General features: G+C 60.2%; 15 protein-coding genes and 1 pseudogene. 11 read left to right on the top strand and 5 right to left on the bottom strand.

Annotation, left to right across the window (positions count from 1 at the left end):
- Positions 1-52 precede the first annotated feature (52 nt).
- The 3 genes from QU606_RS23920 to QU606_RS23910 are packed head-to-tail and all read left to right on the top strand — an operon-like array spanning position 53 to position 1,780.
- Positions 53-346: a hypothetical protein gene (locus tag QU606_RS23920; RefSeq protein WP_277379455.1), complete on the top strand. Its 294-nt coding sequence runs from the start codon at positions 53-55 to the stop codon at positions 344-346.
- Positions 324-1,067, top strand: a complete 744-nt coding sequence (locus QU606_RS23915) for a hypothetical protein (protein WP_024076385.1) — start codon at positions 324-326, stop codon at positions 1,065-1,067. The genes QU606_RS23920 and QU606_RS23915 overlap by 23 nt, the downstream gene beginning before the upstream one ends.
- Positions 1,067-1,780 carry an AAA family ATPase gene (locus QU606_RS23910; RefSeq protein WP_277379456.1) on the top strand — a complete coding sequence of 238 codons (714 nt, stop codon included), beginning with the start codon at positions 1,067-1,069 and terminating at the stop codon, positions 1,778-1,780. The genes QU606_RS23915 and QU606_RS23910 overlap by 1 nt, the downstream gene beginning before the upstream one ends.
- Positions 1,781-1,803: 23 nt before the next feature.
- Here the strand turns inward: QU606_RS23910 and QU606_RS23905 are convergent, their stop codons facing one another.
- From QU606_RS23905 to QU606_RS23895, 3 genes are all read right to left on the bottom strand, one after another.
- On the bottom strand, positions 1,804-3,321 hold the full coding sequence (locus QU606_RS23905; protein WP_277379457.1) for a glycosyltransferase family 39 protein: 1,518 nt from the start codon (positions 3,319-3,321) through the stop codon (positions 1,804-1,806).
- 9 nt (positions 3,322-3,330) lie between these two features.
- Complete coding sequence (gene arnT, locus QU606_RS23900; protein WP_069076620.1) at positions 3,331-4,986, bottom strand: lipid IV(A) 4-amino-4-deoxy-L-arabinosyltransferase; 1,656 nt, start codon at positions 4,984-4,986, stop codon at positions 3,331-3,333.
- A 188-nt stretch (positions 4,987-5,174) separates the two neighbouring features.
- Positions 5,175-5,858 (bottom strand): histidine phosphatase family protein, encoded by a 684-nt coding sequence (locus QU606_RS23895; protein WP_024076381.1) that lies wholly within the window; start codon positions 5,856-5,858, stop codon positions 5,175-5,177.
- A gap of 278 nt (positions 5,859-6,136) precedes the next feature.
- On the opposite strand from QU606_RS23895, the gene QU606_RS23890 reads away from it, so the two are divergent.
- The 7 genes and pseudogenes from QU606_RS23890 (at position 6,137) to QU606_RS23860 (ending at position 12,912) form a co-directional block, all read left to right on the top strand.
- Positions 6,137-6,805: an ABC transporter ATP-binding protein gene (locus tag QU606_RS23890; protein WP_168232092.1), complete on the top strand. Its 669-nt coding sequence runs from the start codon at positions 6,137-6,139 to the stop codon at positions 6,803-6,805.
- The gene (locus tag QU606_RS23885; protein WP_304997594.1) at positions 6,805-9,267 is read left to right on the top strand and encodes an ABC transporter permease; all 2,463 of its coding nucleotides are present in this window, start codon (positions 6,805-6,807) and stop codon (positions 9,265-9,267) included. The genes QU606_RS23890 and QU606_RS23885 overlap by 1 nt, the downstream gene beginning before the upstream one ends.
- A gap of 76 nt (positions 9,268-9,343) precedes the next feature.
- The gene (locus QU606_RS23880) at positions 9,344-10,435 is read left to right on the top strand and encodes a lipocalin-like domain-containing protein (RefSeq protein ID WP_304997593.1); all 1,092 of its coding nucleotides are present in this window, start codon (positions 9,344-9,346) and stop codon (positions 10,433-10,435) included.
- Positions 10,436-10,572: 137 nt separating this feature from the next.
- Positions 10,573-10,710, top strand: coding sequence for a hypothetical protein (locus QU606_RS23875; protein WP_190362405.1), 138 nt, complete (start codon positions 10,573-10,575; stop codon positions 10,708-10,710).
- 2 nt (positions 10,711-10,712) lie between these two features.
- Positions 10,713-11,087 (top strand): hypothetical protein, encoded by a 375-nt coding sequence (locus tag QU606_RS23870; RefSeq protein ID WP_024076376.1) that lies wholly within the window; start codon positions 10,713-10,715, stop codon positions 11,085-11,087.
- Positions 11,072-11,212 (top strand): annotated as a pseudogene (locus tag QU606_RS23865) (iron ABC transporter permease); the annotation flags it as partial. The gene QU606_RS23870 and the pseudogene QU606_RS23865, both read left to right, overlap by 16 nt.
- 188 nt (positions 11,213-11,400) lie before the next feature.
- The gene (locus QU606_RS23860; RefSeq protein ID WP_304997592.1) at positions 11,401-12,912 is read left to right on the top strand and encodes a hypothetical protein; all 1,512 of its coding nucleotides are present in this window, start codon (positions 11,401-11,403) and stop codon (positions 12,910-12,912) included.
- Between the two features lie 60 nt (positions 12,913-12,972).
- Here the strand turns inward: QU606_RS23860 and QU606_RS23855 are convergent, their stop codons facing one another.
- Together QU606_RS23855 and QU606_RS23850 are read right to left on the bottom strand one after the other, a co-directional pair.
- A complete protein-coding gene (locus QU606_RS23855; RefSeq protein WP_304997591.1) occupies positions 12,973-14,070 on the bottom strand; it encodes an SMP-30/gluconolactonase/LRE family protein in 1,098 nt (365 codons plus the stop codon).
- The gene (locus QU606_RS23850; RefSeq protein WP_024076373.1) at positions 14,067-14,744 is read right to left on the bottom strand and encodes a sterol desaturase family protein; all 678 of its coding nucleotides are present in this window, start codon (positions 14,742-14,744) and stop codon (positions 14,067-14,069) included. Before QU606_RS23850 ends, QU606_RS23855 begins: the two co-directional genes overlap by 4 nt.
- A gap of 216 nt (positions 14,745-14,960) precedes the next feature.
- Between QU606_RS23850 and QU606_RS23845 the strand changes: the two genes are divergently transcribed.
- Positions 14,961-15,884, top strand: coding sequence for a substrate-binding domain-containing protein (locus tag QU606_RS23845; RefSeq protein WP_024076372.1), 924 nt, complete (start codon positions 14,961-14,963; stop codon positions 15,882-15,884).
- Positions 15,885-15,898: the final 14 nt, after the last annotated feature.

The following is a 15,898-nucleotide window of genomic DNA, read 5'->3' as shown; positions in this document are numbered from 1 at the left end:
CTCGTTAATCAGTCATTGAAGATAATGATTGTGTGGTCTCAGGAGAATTGAGATGAGCGATGAAGAGTTTGACGTGATGTTTTTCTATTTTGATAATGAATGTGGGTTCAATCTGTATGTGGGTAGCGCCGGAGCATCAGGAAACCAAGGCGGATGCTGGAAAACCGCTATAGGGTATTCCGCGATGAATATAACCCTACCTAACTATGAAATCATGAATTTCGCAACGGAAAGTTTGCTCGTAGCTGACAGGGGCGTTTCAAAGGTACATTCGCAGCCACTGCGCGCGTGGAAAGAGTGGTGCCGTTTCCATGAGGTGAGTGATGAGATATTACCCCTTGCTTAAGCCATTATTGTTGGCGGGGCTATTTATTAAAGAACAGTTAAAAGAGCCCGTGGCTTTATTTTGGATCGTTATATCCCCGGTGGTTACGTTCTATTTGATCGCCTATGCCAGGGTGGGGGAGGGTACGCTGTCTCAGCGTTATCTGGATAATACCTCGTGGTTTTATGCGTTCGTATCGTCGAGTGTTGCCCTGTTTGGTTTGGCATTTTATATAGTGGGGAGAAGGGAGAGTGGGTTTCTACGATCCTTCGTCTATACGCGGCGCACAAAAACAATTTTTCTTTTGGGGCAGTTTTTTGCCTATTCTGTAATGTCGGTTATCTATTGTTCTGCTTTTTATGTGTTCACGAGAAACTATTTTGGCGTAATGGACGTTACAGAGTTTTTTGTTGTGCTTGGGCGGTTTTACATCTGCTTTCTCTTGTTTTCCGTGCCTTCGCTTCTGCTGACGTTGATTCCAATGGGGTTTCAAAATACAAATACGGTTTTTTCTATATTTTCATTCCTGATGCTGGTGCTGGGAGTTGTCAGCGCGAACGCCTCTCATCGCGTGTTTGAAGTGATCCGCTATTTTAATCCGATGTGGTGGGCAAACCAGATAATGTCACTGGGGGTCGCTGAATGCGCATTCCTCGTTAGGGTGGTTGTTTGCCTTTTTGTTATTTCGTTTTTGATGTTGATCCGTTTTTTACTTATTAACCCAGTGTGGAGTCGCTATTGATGAGACGGCTTATCGTAAAATCACTGGGTATCGGATATGCGCAGCATGTGGTGCTTGAAGACGCCTCGTTGACGGTCGGTCCCGGTTCAATTTCAGGCTTGTTGGGACCTAATGGTTCTGGAAAAACGACTTTTTTTGACGCGGTGTGTTGTCTGAAAAAAGCCAATTCCGGTGAGATATCCAATTCGTTCTCGAAGTTGCTTTATCTATCACAAATCATTACGACGCCGCCGGTGCTGCGAATGTTTGATGTTTTTAAAATGATGATGCTTTTTTGTTCTGACACACAGGTCACACAAAAGCACGCGCTGGAAAAAATTGAAAAATGGAGCCCGGGGATAGCTGAACGCTATTGTGAAATATGGGAAAAGAAATCGTCTCTTTGCAGTTACGGAGAAAAGCGATGGTTTTTTACCTTGTCCCTGCTCTCCGTTAACGCTGATCTGGTGATACTGGATGAGCCCACGGCAGGTGTGGATCCCGAGTTTCGTTATCACATCTGGAAATGCCTGGAAGGGGCTGCCGCGGAAGGTGTCGCGATTGTGGTTTCATCGCATAACGTCGATGAGATCGTTGCCCACTGCGATGACTTCTACATGCTGAGTCAGCGGCGTTTCAACCGCTTCACTGATGCTGAGGGCTTCATGAACGCCTATGACGCTGCAAGCCTGGATGAGGCGTTTATTCATGCCGCGAGCCTGCCAAAGGGTTAAAGGCAGGCGCGCACCAGGCTCGGTTATTGCCCCTGTGGGATAAACGCTACGCTGCCACCCGAACGCGTGTGAAACAAGCGCTCGCCATTGTCCGGCTGGGTGGTGATCACCTGGTGATCCGCGCCCAGGTAGGCCAGCGGTGTGGGATCTTCCTTGGAGAACTGCGCGATGATGATCGTATGCTGCGCGTCGAAGCCCTGGCCGCTGGTTTTTTCCAGCCAGGCCATGAACTCGGCGCTGGTGCCCCGGCGCGGGAAGTCCTGGGTCTCGGCGACGTAGTAGAACGGTTTGCCGTGGTTTTGCAGGTACATCGGCAGTTTGTTGTCGACCTCCACCAATACCATTTGCCATTGGTTCCAGGGGGCGCTCTTGATGGCCTGGGCCTGAACGTCCTTGACGAAACGGGTCACGCCGCCGTTGCCATTGGTCCAGGGATACGCCACGCCCAATACCAGCAGCATCAACAGGGCCGCAGCGGCAAACCCTTTTTGCCAACGCGGCCAGCTCGCCGGTTTTTTCGCCAGCCGCTCACTCACCCACCAGGCCGCCAGTAACTGCGCGAAGGGCACCAGGGGCAACACGTAGTAGCTGCGTCGGCTACCGCTGGCGGTGAAGAACACAAACAACAGGCCCAGGCCCCAGACCAGCCAACGCACATTGGGGGGAGTCTGGCGCCAGTGCCGCACGGCCAGCCACAGGCCGAGCAGCCAGCATGGGGCCCAAGGCAGGGTGTAGGCGGGCAGGTAGATCAGGTAGGTGTAGATCGGCCCCATATGGTCGAACGGGTCGAAGAAGCGCACCACGTTTTCGCGGAACACCAACGCCAGGCCGCTTTCACCGTAAGTCGGCGCACCGTAGAGGTGGGACAGCACGAACGGGATGGCGTAGAACGCCGCAGCGATCAGCAGCGCCAGCACCAGGCGCAGGTTGAGGTGGCGTTTGTAGCGCTGTTCGCTGAGCAAGTGCGGCAGCAGTACCAGGCCCGGCAGTACAAAACCGATCAAGCCTTTGAACAGCGACGTCGCCGCCAGCAACAGGAAAAATACCGTGTAGCGCCCCAGGCGTGTGTCGTCCGGCCCGCGCCAGTACCACCACACCGCCGCCAGCACGCCACACACGGTGAGCACATCCGCCGTGGCCACGCGTGCCCAGAACAGAAAGTAGAAGGTGGTGGCGAGCATCCAGCCGGCAATCAGCCCGGTGCCCTTGCGGAACAGGCGCTCGCCGATCAGGTAGACCAGCCAGATGCTCAGCCATGCCGCGATCACCGAGGACAGGCGCAGCGACCACGGGCCCAGGCCACCCATCAGGTTGGCAAACGCGGTGATCAGCCAGTAGGAGGGCAGGGGCTTGTCGTAGTACGGCGCTCCCTTGAGGTAGGGGTCGAAGTAGTCGCCGCTTTGCAGCATCTGCAATGCGATATTGGCCCAACGGGTTTCCGGTCCCCACAGATCGCGACTGCCCAGGCCCAGCAGCAGGAGCAAGGCCGACACGCCCAGCAATAGCAACAGGGCGCCGCGCTCGGTTTTCCAGAAAGTCATGGTGGGTTCCTAGGGGGATTGCGGATAGAGGGTGAGTACCAGGTCGCCCTTGCGATAGCGTTTGCCACCGGGCGGCAGTTGCCCCTCTTCAATGTGTTCGCTGGTGCTCCGGACACGCATCAGGACCCCCACCGAACCCTGTTTACGGGCATCGGCCAGCCAGGCCTGGACATCGTCCAGCCCGACCTTGCGGTGCACCGAGTCGGGGTATTGCAGGCCATAGCGCAGCTCGCCTTCGGTGTTATAGAGCGTCACCTGTGTGCGGTTCAGGCGCCAGGCCAGGGCCGAGGCCGATTCCAGTTCATTGCTCAGCAATGCCTGGGTTTGCTGCAAGTCGTCCAGGTGTTCCAACACGAACTGGTCGGGCATTTCGTTATCCGCCACGAACTCGGGCATGCCCACCGGCAGCAGTACCACCAGCAAGCCGATACCCAGGGCCGGCATTGCCCATAACGTCAGCGGGCGCACGGCTTGCAGCAGGTTGGAGAGAATCCAGCCCAGCAGCACGATAAAGGTCAGCGACAGGCTGAACATCTCAGCGTGGCTATTGCCGTACAGCGGCCTGGTGAGTTGCAGATAAATCAGTGCCACCATCGCGACCATGCCGATCACGAAGTTGAGCACGCCGTTGAGGCAGAGGGCGCGTGCTTTGCGTTGTTGAATCAGGTCGATCAGGGCATGCCCCATCAACAAGGCCAGCGGCAGCAGGCACGGCATGATGTAGGTCGGCAACTTGCCGTTGCTCAGGCTGAAAAAGCCCAGCGGCAGCAGCATCCACAGGGCGAGGAAGACCATCGCCGGTTGACGTTTTTCTTTCCAGGCCTTGAGCAGGGTATTGGGTAACAACGCCGACCACGGCAGGCAGGCCACCACCATGATCGGCAGGAAGAACCACCACGGCCGCGCATGCTGGGCATTGTCGGAGGCAAAGCGGCGGATGTGTTCATGCCAGAAGAAGAAGCGCCAGTAGTCCGGTTCCTGCACGTGGATCGCCCACACCCAGGGCAGGCAGATCAGCAGCGCGACGCCAATCGCCAGCGGGCCATAACGCAGCAATTCACCCAGGCGGCGCTGCCAGAGCATGTAAGGCACGGCAATCAGCACCGGCAGCAGCCACGCCAGGAAGCCCTTGGTCATGAAGCCCATGGCACAGGCCACGCCCAGCACCGCCCAGGCTCCCAGCCGGGCCCGCACGGTGCGGCTGTCGAGGGCAAACCACAGCGCTACCAGGCTGAGGTTGACCCAGAACGTGAACTGCGGATCGAGGTTGGAGTAGCTGGCTTGCCCGGCTACGAGGCCAAAGCTCAGGTAGAGCAGGGCGCAGGCGAAGCTTTTGCGTGGGTCGTTCCACAGGCGGCGGGCGATCAGGTAGGCCAGCAGCACGCTCAACCCGCTGGTCAGCGCTGAGGCGATCCGCACCCCGAACAGGTTCTGCCCAAACACCGCTTGGCCGAGCGCGATCAGCCAATAGCCGGCGGCGGGTTTTTCAAAGTAGCGCAGGCCCATGAAATGCGGGGCCACCCAGTTGCCGCTGGTGAGCATTTCCTGGCTGATCTGGGCGTAGCGGGTTTCGTCGGGTACCCATAAACCGTGCAGGCCAAGAGGCAGGAGATAAAACGCGGCAATCGCCAGCAGCAGTAAGGGCAGAGGTTTTATTCGGGTCATGCGAACGTCGCTCCTTGACGTCTAAGGGAGGGAAATGGATGTAGGAAAGTTGTAGTACAAAGACTCACAATGTTCACTAAGTCGCTGAAAATAGTCATGACGTCCTTAACTAACAGGCGCGACTAAACATGCCAGAAGTTGGCTGTCGTTTGGCTGAACACCTGCGCCTTGTATATGTAAAAAATTGTCTAGAGTTGCTTGATTGCCGCTGGCCAGTCCACGCTGTTCATGATGCCCAGGGTCTTGAAGTGACCGTTGCCCAGCACCTCCACGAACAGCGCGCTACCGTACTCGGCGGTCACCGCATGGGGGTACCCGAGTGCTTGTTCGAAGTCATTGATGCAGGCACTGTGGGTGATCAGCACCAGGTTGCGCCCGGGTTGTTTGTGGCTGAGGATTTCTTCCCCCATGGCGTCGCCGCAGATCGCCAGCGGGCCTGGGGAGAGCAGGGTCTTGCCGAACATGAACTGCGAGGTCTGGGCGGTGCGGGTGGTGGGGCTGCTGAGGATGTCAGCGCTCTCCATACCCAGGGTTTTAAACGCTTTGCCGATTTCCTTGGCCTGCTGGGTGCCGTGGATGGTCAGGCCATCAGCGGGGCCGAAGCAGGGGTTTGACGAGCGGTCGCAGCGCTCTTCATGGCGCACAAGCACAACCACATTGCCGTCGCGCCAGCCAGCGAGCAAGCCTGAGGTGAGCAGGCGATTACCAACGCCCAGGTCCGGCGGGGACAGTGGCCAGGCCAGGTAGCCGGCCAGTAAGGTCCCGAAGAAGGCAGCCACTGCCATGCCCAGCCAGAGCTTCTTCAAGCGTTTGGCCCGGGCTTGGTATGAGCGCGATTTGGTCAGGGTCAGGTTAACCACGTTGTTCACCATCGACACGTTAGGCAGCGTTTTTTATCAAACAGGTGCAACTCTCTGAGTGCGCCCGTAGTGGTGCAGGAGCCTGTCATACAGTTGCTGTCTTTTTGCTGAAAATCGGTGTGTTAAAAGTTGCCAGTGCCGGCAACTAAAAAGTTGGTCGTTATTGGCAGTTGGTCGGCACTTTATGCGCTGATCGGTAGGTAACCGGTGAAATGCATGTGAAAAATTTGCGTGGCGAGGGCGGTCAGCCGTTATCCTCGATTGCAGTCCATTGGCGAGCGAGCATTCCCATGTTGCAGGTGCAAGGTGTCCATAAAAGCTACGTCACTGCGCAGGGCCCGCTGACCGTCTTGGCCGGCGTTGATCTGCACCTGGCTGAGTGTAGCAGCCTGGCGTTGATGGGCGAGTCGGGTAGCGGGAAAAGTACGCTTTTGCACCTGGTGGCCGGTCTCGATCGTGTCGACAGCGGCAGCATCCGCATCAGGCAGCAGCGTCTCGACCAAATGAGCGAAACGCAACTGGCCCACTGGCGCCGCACGGAAATCGGCCTGGTATTCCAGCAGTTCAACCTCATCGGCAGTTTGCGCGTGGACGACAACCTGGCCTTCCAGGCGCGGCTGGCAGGACGCTTCGATCCGCAGTGGCAGGCGCAGTTGGTGGAGCGCCTGGGCCTTGGCGACTTGCTCAAGCGCTATCCCGAACAACTGTCGGGTGGCCAGCAGCAACGGGTGGCGGTGGGGCGGGCGTTGGCGTCGCGACCGGGCCTGCTGCTGGCCGATGAGCCCACCGGCAATCTGGATGAAGCCACCAGTGATGACGTGCTGCAATTGCTGCTGGACCTGTTGCGTGACACCCCCACCAGCCTGTTGATGGTCACCCACAGCGCGCGGATTGCCGCACGGCTTGATCGCCAGGTGGTACTGCAGCGCGGGCATGTGCAAGCCCCGGATGCGGGTTGATGGCGGTATTCCAGTGGACCTTGCGCGCGTTGCTCAGCCATTGGCGGCGCCATCCCGTACAGTTTTTCAGCGTGCTGACCGGACTATGGCTGGCGACCGCCCTGCTGACCGGCGTACAGGCCCTGAACAGCCAGGCGCGTGACAGCTACGCCAGGGCCAGCCAATTGATCGGCGGCGAACCCCAGGCCAGCCTGAGTACGCCGGACGGCGCCAGTTTCCCCCAGGCGCTGTTTGCCCAATTGCGCCGCGCCGGGTGGCCGGTGTCGCCGGTGGTGCAGGGGCGGGTGGTGCTCAAGGGGCATGAAGACCAGCGCCTGCAATTGATGGGCATCGACCCGCTGTCGTTGCCCGGCAGTGGCGTGGTGGCGGGGCAGCGCTTGAGCCAGGCACAGATGCTCGTCTTCTTCGAGCCGCCCGGGCGCACCTGGATCGCTCCGCAGACCTTGCAGGCGCTGGGGCTGCACGCCGGTGAGCAGCCGCTGACGACGAGCGGGCGCACCTTGCCGCCGTTGCAGGTACAGCCGGACATGGCGCCCGGCATGCTGTTGACCGATATCGGCTTCGCCCAACCATTGCTGGACATGCCCGCGCGCCTGTCGCGCTTGCTGGTGGACAAGGCTTACGCCGCCAGCCAGCCCACGCCGCCGGCCGAGCTGCAACTCAAGCAGGGCGAAGACAACAACCTGTCGCGGCTCACCGAAAGCTTTCACCTGAACCTTGATGCGCTGGGCTTCCTGTCCTTTGTGGTGGGGCTGTTTATTGTGCACGCGGCCATCGGCCTGGCCCTGGAGCAGCGACGCGGGCTGTTGCGTACATTGCGCGCCTGCGGCGTGAGTGCGCGGATGTTGATCCTCGGCCTGGGGGTGGAGCTGGGTGCCTTGTCGATAGTGGGGGGCGTGCTCGGCGTCGCCAGCGGCTACCTGTTGGCCAGCCTGCTGCTGCCGGATGTGGCTGCCAGCCTGCGTGGCTTGTATGGCGCCGAGGTGCCGGGCCAATTGAGCTTGAGCCCAGGGTGGTGGGTGGCAGGGGTGGGCTTGAGCTTGCTCGGCGCCTTGCTTGCCGGCGCCAGCAGCCTATGGCGCGCGGCCCGCCTGCCATTGCTGGCGATGGCCAATGCCCAGGCCTGGCACGAGGCCCATGGGCGCTGGTTGCGCCGCCAGGGCTGGGTGGCGGCGACGGCCTTACTGATCGCGCTGCTGGCGTTATGGCTGGGCGACAGCCTGGCTGCCGGTTTTGTGTTGATGGCGGCCTTGCTGCTCGGCGCCGCCCTGGGTTTGCCGGTGTTGCTCAACGGCGTGCTGGAGGCGCTGCTGGGGCGCAGCCGTTCGGTACTCGGCCAGTGGTTTCTGGCTGACTGCCGCCAACAATTGCCGGCCTTGAGCCTGGCATTGATGGCGCTGCTGTTGGCCCTGGCCGCGAATATCGGCGCGGGCTCCATGACCTCGGGCTTTCGCCACACCTTCAATAACTGGCTGGAGCAACGCCTCACCGCCGAGCTGTACCTCAACCCGCAAAACCCGGCCCAGGCCGAGCAACTCAGCACCTGGCTGGCGCAGCAACCGCTGGTGCAAACCGTGCTGCCTACCTGGCAGGTTGCGGTGCAATTACAGGGCTGGCCGGCGGATCTGTTTGGCGTGGTCGACGACCCTACCTATCGCCAGCACTGGCCGTTGCTGGAAGCGGCGAGCGCGCCGTGGGACCAGTTGCAGCAAGGCGAGACCCTGATGCTCAGCGAACAACTGGCGCGGCGGCTTGGCGTGAGGCTGGGTGACACGGTCAGTATTCCCACGCCGCACGGTGTGTGGTCGCCCACCGTGGTGGGGGTGTACGCCGATTACGGCAACCCCAAGGGCCACGTGCTGGTCAACGCCCGGCACCTGCTGGCCCACTGGTCGAGACTGACGCCGGCGCGTTTCAACCTGCGGGTGTTGCCGGAAAACGTGGCGCCGCTGGTGGACGAAGTGCAGCGCGCCTTTGCCTTGGAAGACAGCCGTATCGTCGATCAACAGCAACTCAAGGGGTGGTCGAGCCAGGTGTTCGAACGCACCTTCGCCGCCACCGCCGCGCTCAACAGCCTGACCTTGGGCGTGGCCGGCGTGGCGCTGTTCATCAGCCTGCTGACCCAGAGCCAAAGCCGCCTCGGCCAACTCGCCCCGCTGTGGGCGCTGGGGGTGACGCGGCGGCAATTGATGCTGCTGAACCTGGGGCAAACCTGGCTGCTGGCGGTGCTCACGCTGCTGCTGGCGTTGCCGCTGGGCCTGTTGCTGGCGTGGTGCCTGGATGCGGTGATCAACGTGCAGGCTTTTGGCTGGCGCCTGCCGTTGCAAGTGTTCCCGTGGCAGCTCGCACAATTGCTCGGGCTGGCGCTGCTGGCCACGCTGTTGGCGTCGGCCTGGCCGCTGTGGCAGCTGTATCGCAGCCGTCCGGCGGACTTGTTGAGGACGTTTGCCCATGAAGATTAAGCCCCTGTTCCTGGCTGTCCTCTCTGTAGGAGCGAGCTTGCTCGCGAAAAACCCGAGAGCGCCGCGTGCATCCGGAATGTCCGCGTTATCGTTGACGTTTTTCGCGAGCAAGCTCGCTCCTACAGGGCTTCTTCTGTTGCTGCTAGGCGCGTGCGACCAACAACCTGCGCCGCCGGAAAGCTTTGCCGGCCTGGGCAGTGACGCGGCCGACTTTGCCCAGGTGCTGCCCGGCAAGGTCTTCAGCTTTCCCGAGGATCACGGCCCCCACGATGGCTTTCGTATCGAGTGGTGGTACGTCACCGCCAACCTCAAGGACGCCCAGGGCAATGTGTTCGGCGTGCAATGGACGCTGTTTCGCAACGCCCTCAAGGCCGGGCCGACGCAAGCCGGCTGGCACGATTCAAACGTATGGCTCGGCCACGCGGCGGTCACCTCCGCCACTCGCCATTACGCCGCCGAACGCTTCGCCCGCGGCGGCGTCGGCCAGGCCGGGGCGCAGGCAGTGCCGTTCAACGCCTGGATCGACGACTGGAATTTCGCCAGCGAGCCCGGCGCCGCGAGCGCATTGGCGGCGATGCAACTCAAGGCCAGCGGAGCGCAATTTGCCTACGACCTGCGCCTGACCTCCAGCCGGCCATTGGTGTTGCAAGGCGACAACGGCTACAGCCGCAAATCCGACCAGGGCCAGGCGTCGTACTACTACAGCCAGCCGTTCTTTACTGCCGAAGGCAGCGTCAGCATCGACGGCAAGACGTATCAGGTCAGCGGCCCGGCCTGGCTCGACCGCGAATGGAGCAGCCAACCGTTGACCGCCAGCCAGAGCGGTTGGGACTGGTTCTCCCTGCACCTGGACCGTGGCGAGCAGTTGATGCTGTTTCGCGTGCGGCAAACCGACGGCGCGGCCTACCTGACCGGCACCTGGATCGACCGCGAAGGCCACACCCAGACCCTGCACAACGCCGACATCCAACTGGCACCGCTGGACACCACGGTGATCGACGGACGCCACATTCCCACACGCTGGTCGCTGAAGATTCCCAGTAAACAGCTGGATATCACCACCCAGGCCGTCAATCCGAACGCCTGGATGAACCTGAGTATTCCGTACTGGGAAGGGCCGGTGCAGTTTGACGGCGGGGTGGGTTACCTGGAGATGACCGGATATTAGGGTTGTTTCTGTAGGTACTGTTTCTTCGTGAAGTAGGCAACTTCCCAAATGCATTTCAGCCCACCAGCGCTTGTGTCCGGGGCGTAGGTGCTTGCTTATATTTCGACGCCATCTTCTTTGCATCTCGGATGTAGGGCATGGCGCAGAGCTATATCAACGACCGCACAACGGACTACACCAGTTTGAAATCCCGCCTCATGGGCAGCGCCCCGAGCCAGCAGCGCTCCGATCATTTTGATGTGCTCAACCGGCACCTGCGCCCAGAGGGGGCTTAATCGTGTCGTTTTTTCTTGCCTTCACCATTGTGCATTTTGGTGGGGCGTTTGTCGTTTTGGGGCTGGCGTTGTTTGCCGAATATACAAAACTCGACGAGGTGGAAGGTTATTTCAGTCATAACGAAAGGGTCCGCGCCAATAAGCGATTCTGGAGACGAAACCGGTGGATCGACAGGCAATACCGCATGCTGTTGATGTTTGATTTCCTGTCTGACTCAGCACGCTATGTGAAAGCAGGTGTTGTGACCGAGGCCGAGCTGGCGTCGGTTCCCTTAGGACTGAAGCGTTGGGTGTTGTGGCCTTATTACGTAGGTTTCATTTGGGTTATTGCAACAGTCGTTTGGACCGTTTGGCGTAGATGGGCCGATATCACCTGACCGGCACCTGGATCGACCGCGAAGGCTGCCCCCAGACCCTGTACAACGCCGACATCCAACTGGCACCGCTGGACACAGCGGTGATCGACGGACGTCACATTCCTACACGCTGGTCGCTGAAGATTTGGGCTGTCAGCTGGGGCTATTGGGGCACTTGGCTCCAGAGGGGGTCCGTTTTTTCCTACGCGAATTTCTCCTTAAAACCACATTTCTCTGAAAAAATACTGTACATCCATCCAGTCTTATCCTACATTCCATCCCAGGTGACCGGATGTCACCTGACCTTCAGTTTTTAACTATGGATGGATAAAAAATGAAATCGAAAAAAGCCTTTATGCTGGGCGCGGCCATGGCGGCCACCTGCTTTGTCTCGGCCTTTGCCCTCGCTGAACAATACCCTCACCTGGCTGCGCAAGCGGCGCCTCCCGCGGTCAAGCAGGGGTTGAAAAACGCTGCGAAGATCAAGGCCAACAAGGCGCCGGCTGCCCTCAAGCAGCAACTGCAGGCGGGTGCCCAGTTGAAGAAACCGCTGTTTGCCGCCAAGGCGCAAGCCGACTCGGTGGTGGAAGACAACACCGCGCCGGCCCGGGTGACCCAGTTACAAAAAGCCACGGCCCAGTCGGCGCCCGCCGTGCAGGCCGCGCTGGTCCAGGGCTGTGAGCAGACGCTGGATGTCAACGCGCTCTACACGATTAATGGTGTGCAAACCGGCGACCTGCTGTGCTACCACTTCAACCTGCCGCAGAAAGCGCGAATCAACGTCCTGCTGGTCAACCAGACCGCGGGCACCGACATGTCGTTGTCGCTGTTCCAGGATGACGGCCAGGGCAATCCGCTGCCTTTGGGCACCTCGAACAACCCTGGTACTGGCGATGAAAGCCTCGGCGGCGTGGTGCCGGCCGGCGATTACTACTGGTTCATGGAAGCCAACGCGGCGGTCCAAGGGTCGAGCTTTCAGTTCGGTGTTGCGGTCGATACCAACCTCGACGCCTTTGAACCCAATGACACCCCGGACACGGCCTTCCAACTGCCGGACACCCTCAACTACATCAGCGGCAATGCCGACAGCCTGGATGATGTCGATTACTTCGACTTCACCGCGGTCCGTGGCCAGAGTGTCGGTATTGCGCTGACGGCCGATGCGGCCAGTGGCAGCACGCGTAACAAGTGGATCCTTGAGCGTTTCGATGGTGCCCAGTGGGTCACCGTGGGGGCCAACGTCCTGTCGACATCGATCCCGAGCCCGGGCGTCGGCGGCGTGGTCAAGGTGCGTGTGCGGCCGAACCAGCACCCGAATGAGCCGTGGAGCGCGACGGGTAAATACAACCTGTCGTTTGGCTCCAATCCACGGGTGAACAACCCGGATGTGAAGGGCGAGGCGAACGTGTTGCGCATCCCGTACTCCGCTTCCGATGTGGGCTACGGCTACATGACCACCCAAGCCTATCGGGACCTGACCTGGACCATGGGCCTGTCGGACAGTACCGGTGCGCCACTGGTAGGGCTGCACCCGGTCGTCTACCTCGACCAGCACATCAATCCGGACACCGGCAATATCGTCTACAAGGCGTATTCCGCGGCGACCGGCAGTTCGGGGCTAGCGTCGGGCACGATCAACGTGGGCACCTGCTTCGGTGATTTCCAGACCACCTTTGTCGATTACGCCCAGGGCTACAAGAACACCTGGCGTACCGACTTCAACTACGGCGTGTGGCGCATGGAAGTGCTGGAATACCCAGGCATTGGTGTCGGTGGCGATAACACCGAGTTCGTCAGCTTCGGCCACCTGTGCAAACAGACCTTGCTGAGCAGCACCAAGAGCTGAACATGATTGACCCGTAGTCCCCAGGGCATACAGGCCAGGCGCCTGTATGCCCTGTTTGCGTTATGGCGCCAACGCCAGTTTCAACGGCAAGCGCGCCATGCTCGTATTCTTCAACGAGCCCAGGTACAACCAGTCGCCATACTCCCGCGCGGTGGTGATCGGTGAGTAGTTGCCCGCGCTGCCATCCTGCAAATTAGCGATGACGTTACCCTCGGTATCCAGCCCCAGCACAAAGGCTTTGCGCTCGATGGGCTTGGGCACCACCATCAGCGCGCGCACCATCACCTTGCGCAGCAGCGGGTAGCCGGCAAAGCTGTCCAGCAACGGATTGCGCGGCGAATACAGCGCGACCCAGAAGCGGTCCTGACCATTGAAACTGAGGTTGTCCGGCAGGCCGGGCAGGTTGTCGATAAACAGGTCATGGCTGCCGGCGCGGTCGCCCTTGAGCCAGTAACGGCTGATGCGGTAGGCACCGGTCTCATTCACCAGCACGTAGCGTTCATCCGGTCCCAGGGCCACGCCGTTGGCGAATTGCAGTTGGTCGAGCAACACCTCGGTGCGGGCGTTGCTGAAGTCGTAACGCAGCAACCGCCCGTCGCCGCCATGCTCGATCACGGCTTCACCGTCCTGCCCGTAGCCCCAGCGGCTCGAAGCATCGCTGAAGTACGCGTAGCGCCCGCTGGCGTCCACGCTCACGTCATCGGTAAACCCGAACGGCACGCCATTGGCCGCAGTGCTCAGGGTGGTGAGCTGGCGATTGCGGTCCAATGCCAGCAGGCCCTTGACCCCATCGGCGATGATCAAGCGCCCATCCGGGTGCAGCGCCATGCCCAGTGGGCGCCCGCCGGTATTGGCCAGCACTTCCAGGCTGCGGCTGTCGGGCGAGGTGCGGATGATGCGCCCGTCATGCAACCCGCTGATCAGATAGCCCTGGGCATCCAGCAGCAGGGCCTCGGGCCCGTCGATGTCCTGGGCACCGATTTTTTGTACGCCCTTGAGGCGCTGGTTTTCGGCGTAGGGGCCGTCTTTCAGCGAGGGCGCCTTGGGGGGGACCCAGTTCACCGGTTGTACTGGGGTGGGCATCAACAGCAGAAAGGCGATCACTGCCAGGAGCAGCACAAACAACAGGTGGCGCAGTTTTTTGGGGCGGGTACTCATGACGGTTCCTGGTTGTCGTGGGGGTTCGGTTCCCAATGCAGGGTGCCGAACAGGTAATCCATCAGCGGCAAGACAATATTGAAGTTGCGCCCCTGCATCAGCTCGCGACGGTGGTGCAGGGCGTGCAACCGGTGCATCTGGCGAATCCACGGCAGGCGTGCCAATGGATGTGCGACGGGCAAGTGCTCACAGGCGTGAAACACTTCGTAAAGCAAATAACCGAGGATCATGCAGCCAGCAAACAATCCGGCGACATTGGGGCTCAACTGCTTGAGCAGCCACCAGGCGGGCAGGGTGATCGCCAGGCTGTGCAGCACGATCAGCCAGGCGGGGAACAGGATCACCCGCCAGTCGCGAGGGCTGTCGTAGGTCATGTGGCCGGGGGTGAAGAAACTGTGGTGATCGCCGGTGTGGCGCGCGTAGAACAGGCGTGACAAGGCATGTTTGTGATGGCCGAGGTGACGGTGCACCAGGTAGATACACAGGTTGAAGAACACCAGGGTCGCGGGCACGGTCAGCCATTGCAGCGGGGTGATTCGATGCGTCGATGACCAGGCCAGGAGGATGCTGGCGATGCCGTAGCCGAACACGAAACCGGCATGCAGCCAGGGGTTGTAATGGGGCGCGACATTGGCGCGGTAGCGGGCGCGAAAGGTCTCGGTAGGGTGGGCCATGGCGGGGTGCTCGGATTTTTTTTGTTGGAGGCTGAGCTTAGTTGGTGCTCAAGATTGTGCGAGCTTTTGCGGCGTACCTCCAACAAGCCGCCTCCCATATTTCGACCGCGCCCGACCAGTGGCCCCTTGCGCCTGCCGGATTTCCTTGCTAGCTTCTCGCAAAATGTTAACGATAACATTTGCTCTAACAATAAAAACAAAACAGAGACCCACGCCATGAAAATGCTTCCGAAAACCCTGTGTTTATTGGCTGTAAGCATCACCCTCGGTACCGTTTCCCCGGCCTTTGCCGACGCCGCCAAACCGCTGCGCATCGGCGCGTCCTTCCAGGAAATCAACAACCCCTATTTCGTCACCATGAAAAACGCCCTGGAAGAGGCGGGTGCCACCATCGGCGCGAAACTGATCATCACCGACGCCCGCCACGACGTGTCCAAGCAGGTCAGTGACGTGGAAGACATGCTGCAAAAGGGCATCGATATCCTGCTGATCAACCCTACGGATTCGGTCGGCGTGCAATCGGCGGTCAAGTCCGCCCACGCTGCCGGCGTGGTGGTCGTGGCGGTCGACGCACAGGCCGAAGGCCCACTGGATTCCTTCGTCGGTTCGAAGAACTTCGACGCCGGCTTCCAGGCCTGTGAATACCTGGCTAAGAACATCGGCGACAAAGGCAATATCGCGATCCTCGACGGCATCGCCGTGGTGCCGATCCTCGAGCGTGTGCGCGGCTGCAAAGAGGCCGTGGCCAAGCACCCGGACATCAAGATTGTCAGCATCCAGAACGGCAAGCAGGAACGTGACCAGGCGCTGACCGTCACCGAGAACATGCTCCAGGCGCAACCGACGCTCAAAGGCATTTTCAGCGTGAATGACAACGGCTCCCTCGGCGCACTCTCGGCCATCGAAGCCAGTGGCCTGGACGTGAAACTGGTCAGCGTCGACGGTGCGCCGGAAGCGATCAAGGCGATCCAGAAACCCGGCAGCAAGTTCATCGCCACCTCCGCCCAATACCCCCGCGATCAGATCCGCCTGGCCCTGGGCATCGCCCTGGCGAAGAAGTGGGGCGCTCAGGTACCCGCCACCATTCCAGTGGACATCACCCTGATCGACCAGGCCAAGGCCAAGGACTTCAGCTGGTAAATCACCCAGGCCCC

Origin of the sequence: Pseudomonas sp. OVF7 (assembly GCF_030644265.1) — a bacterium.
Lineage (GTDB): Bacteria > Pseudomonadota > Gammaproteobacteria > Pseudomonadales > Pseudomonadaceae > Aquipseudomonas > Aquipseudomonas gorinensis.
This window is presented reverse-complemented; position numbering and strand designations above follow the sequence as displayed.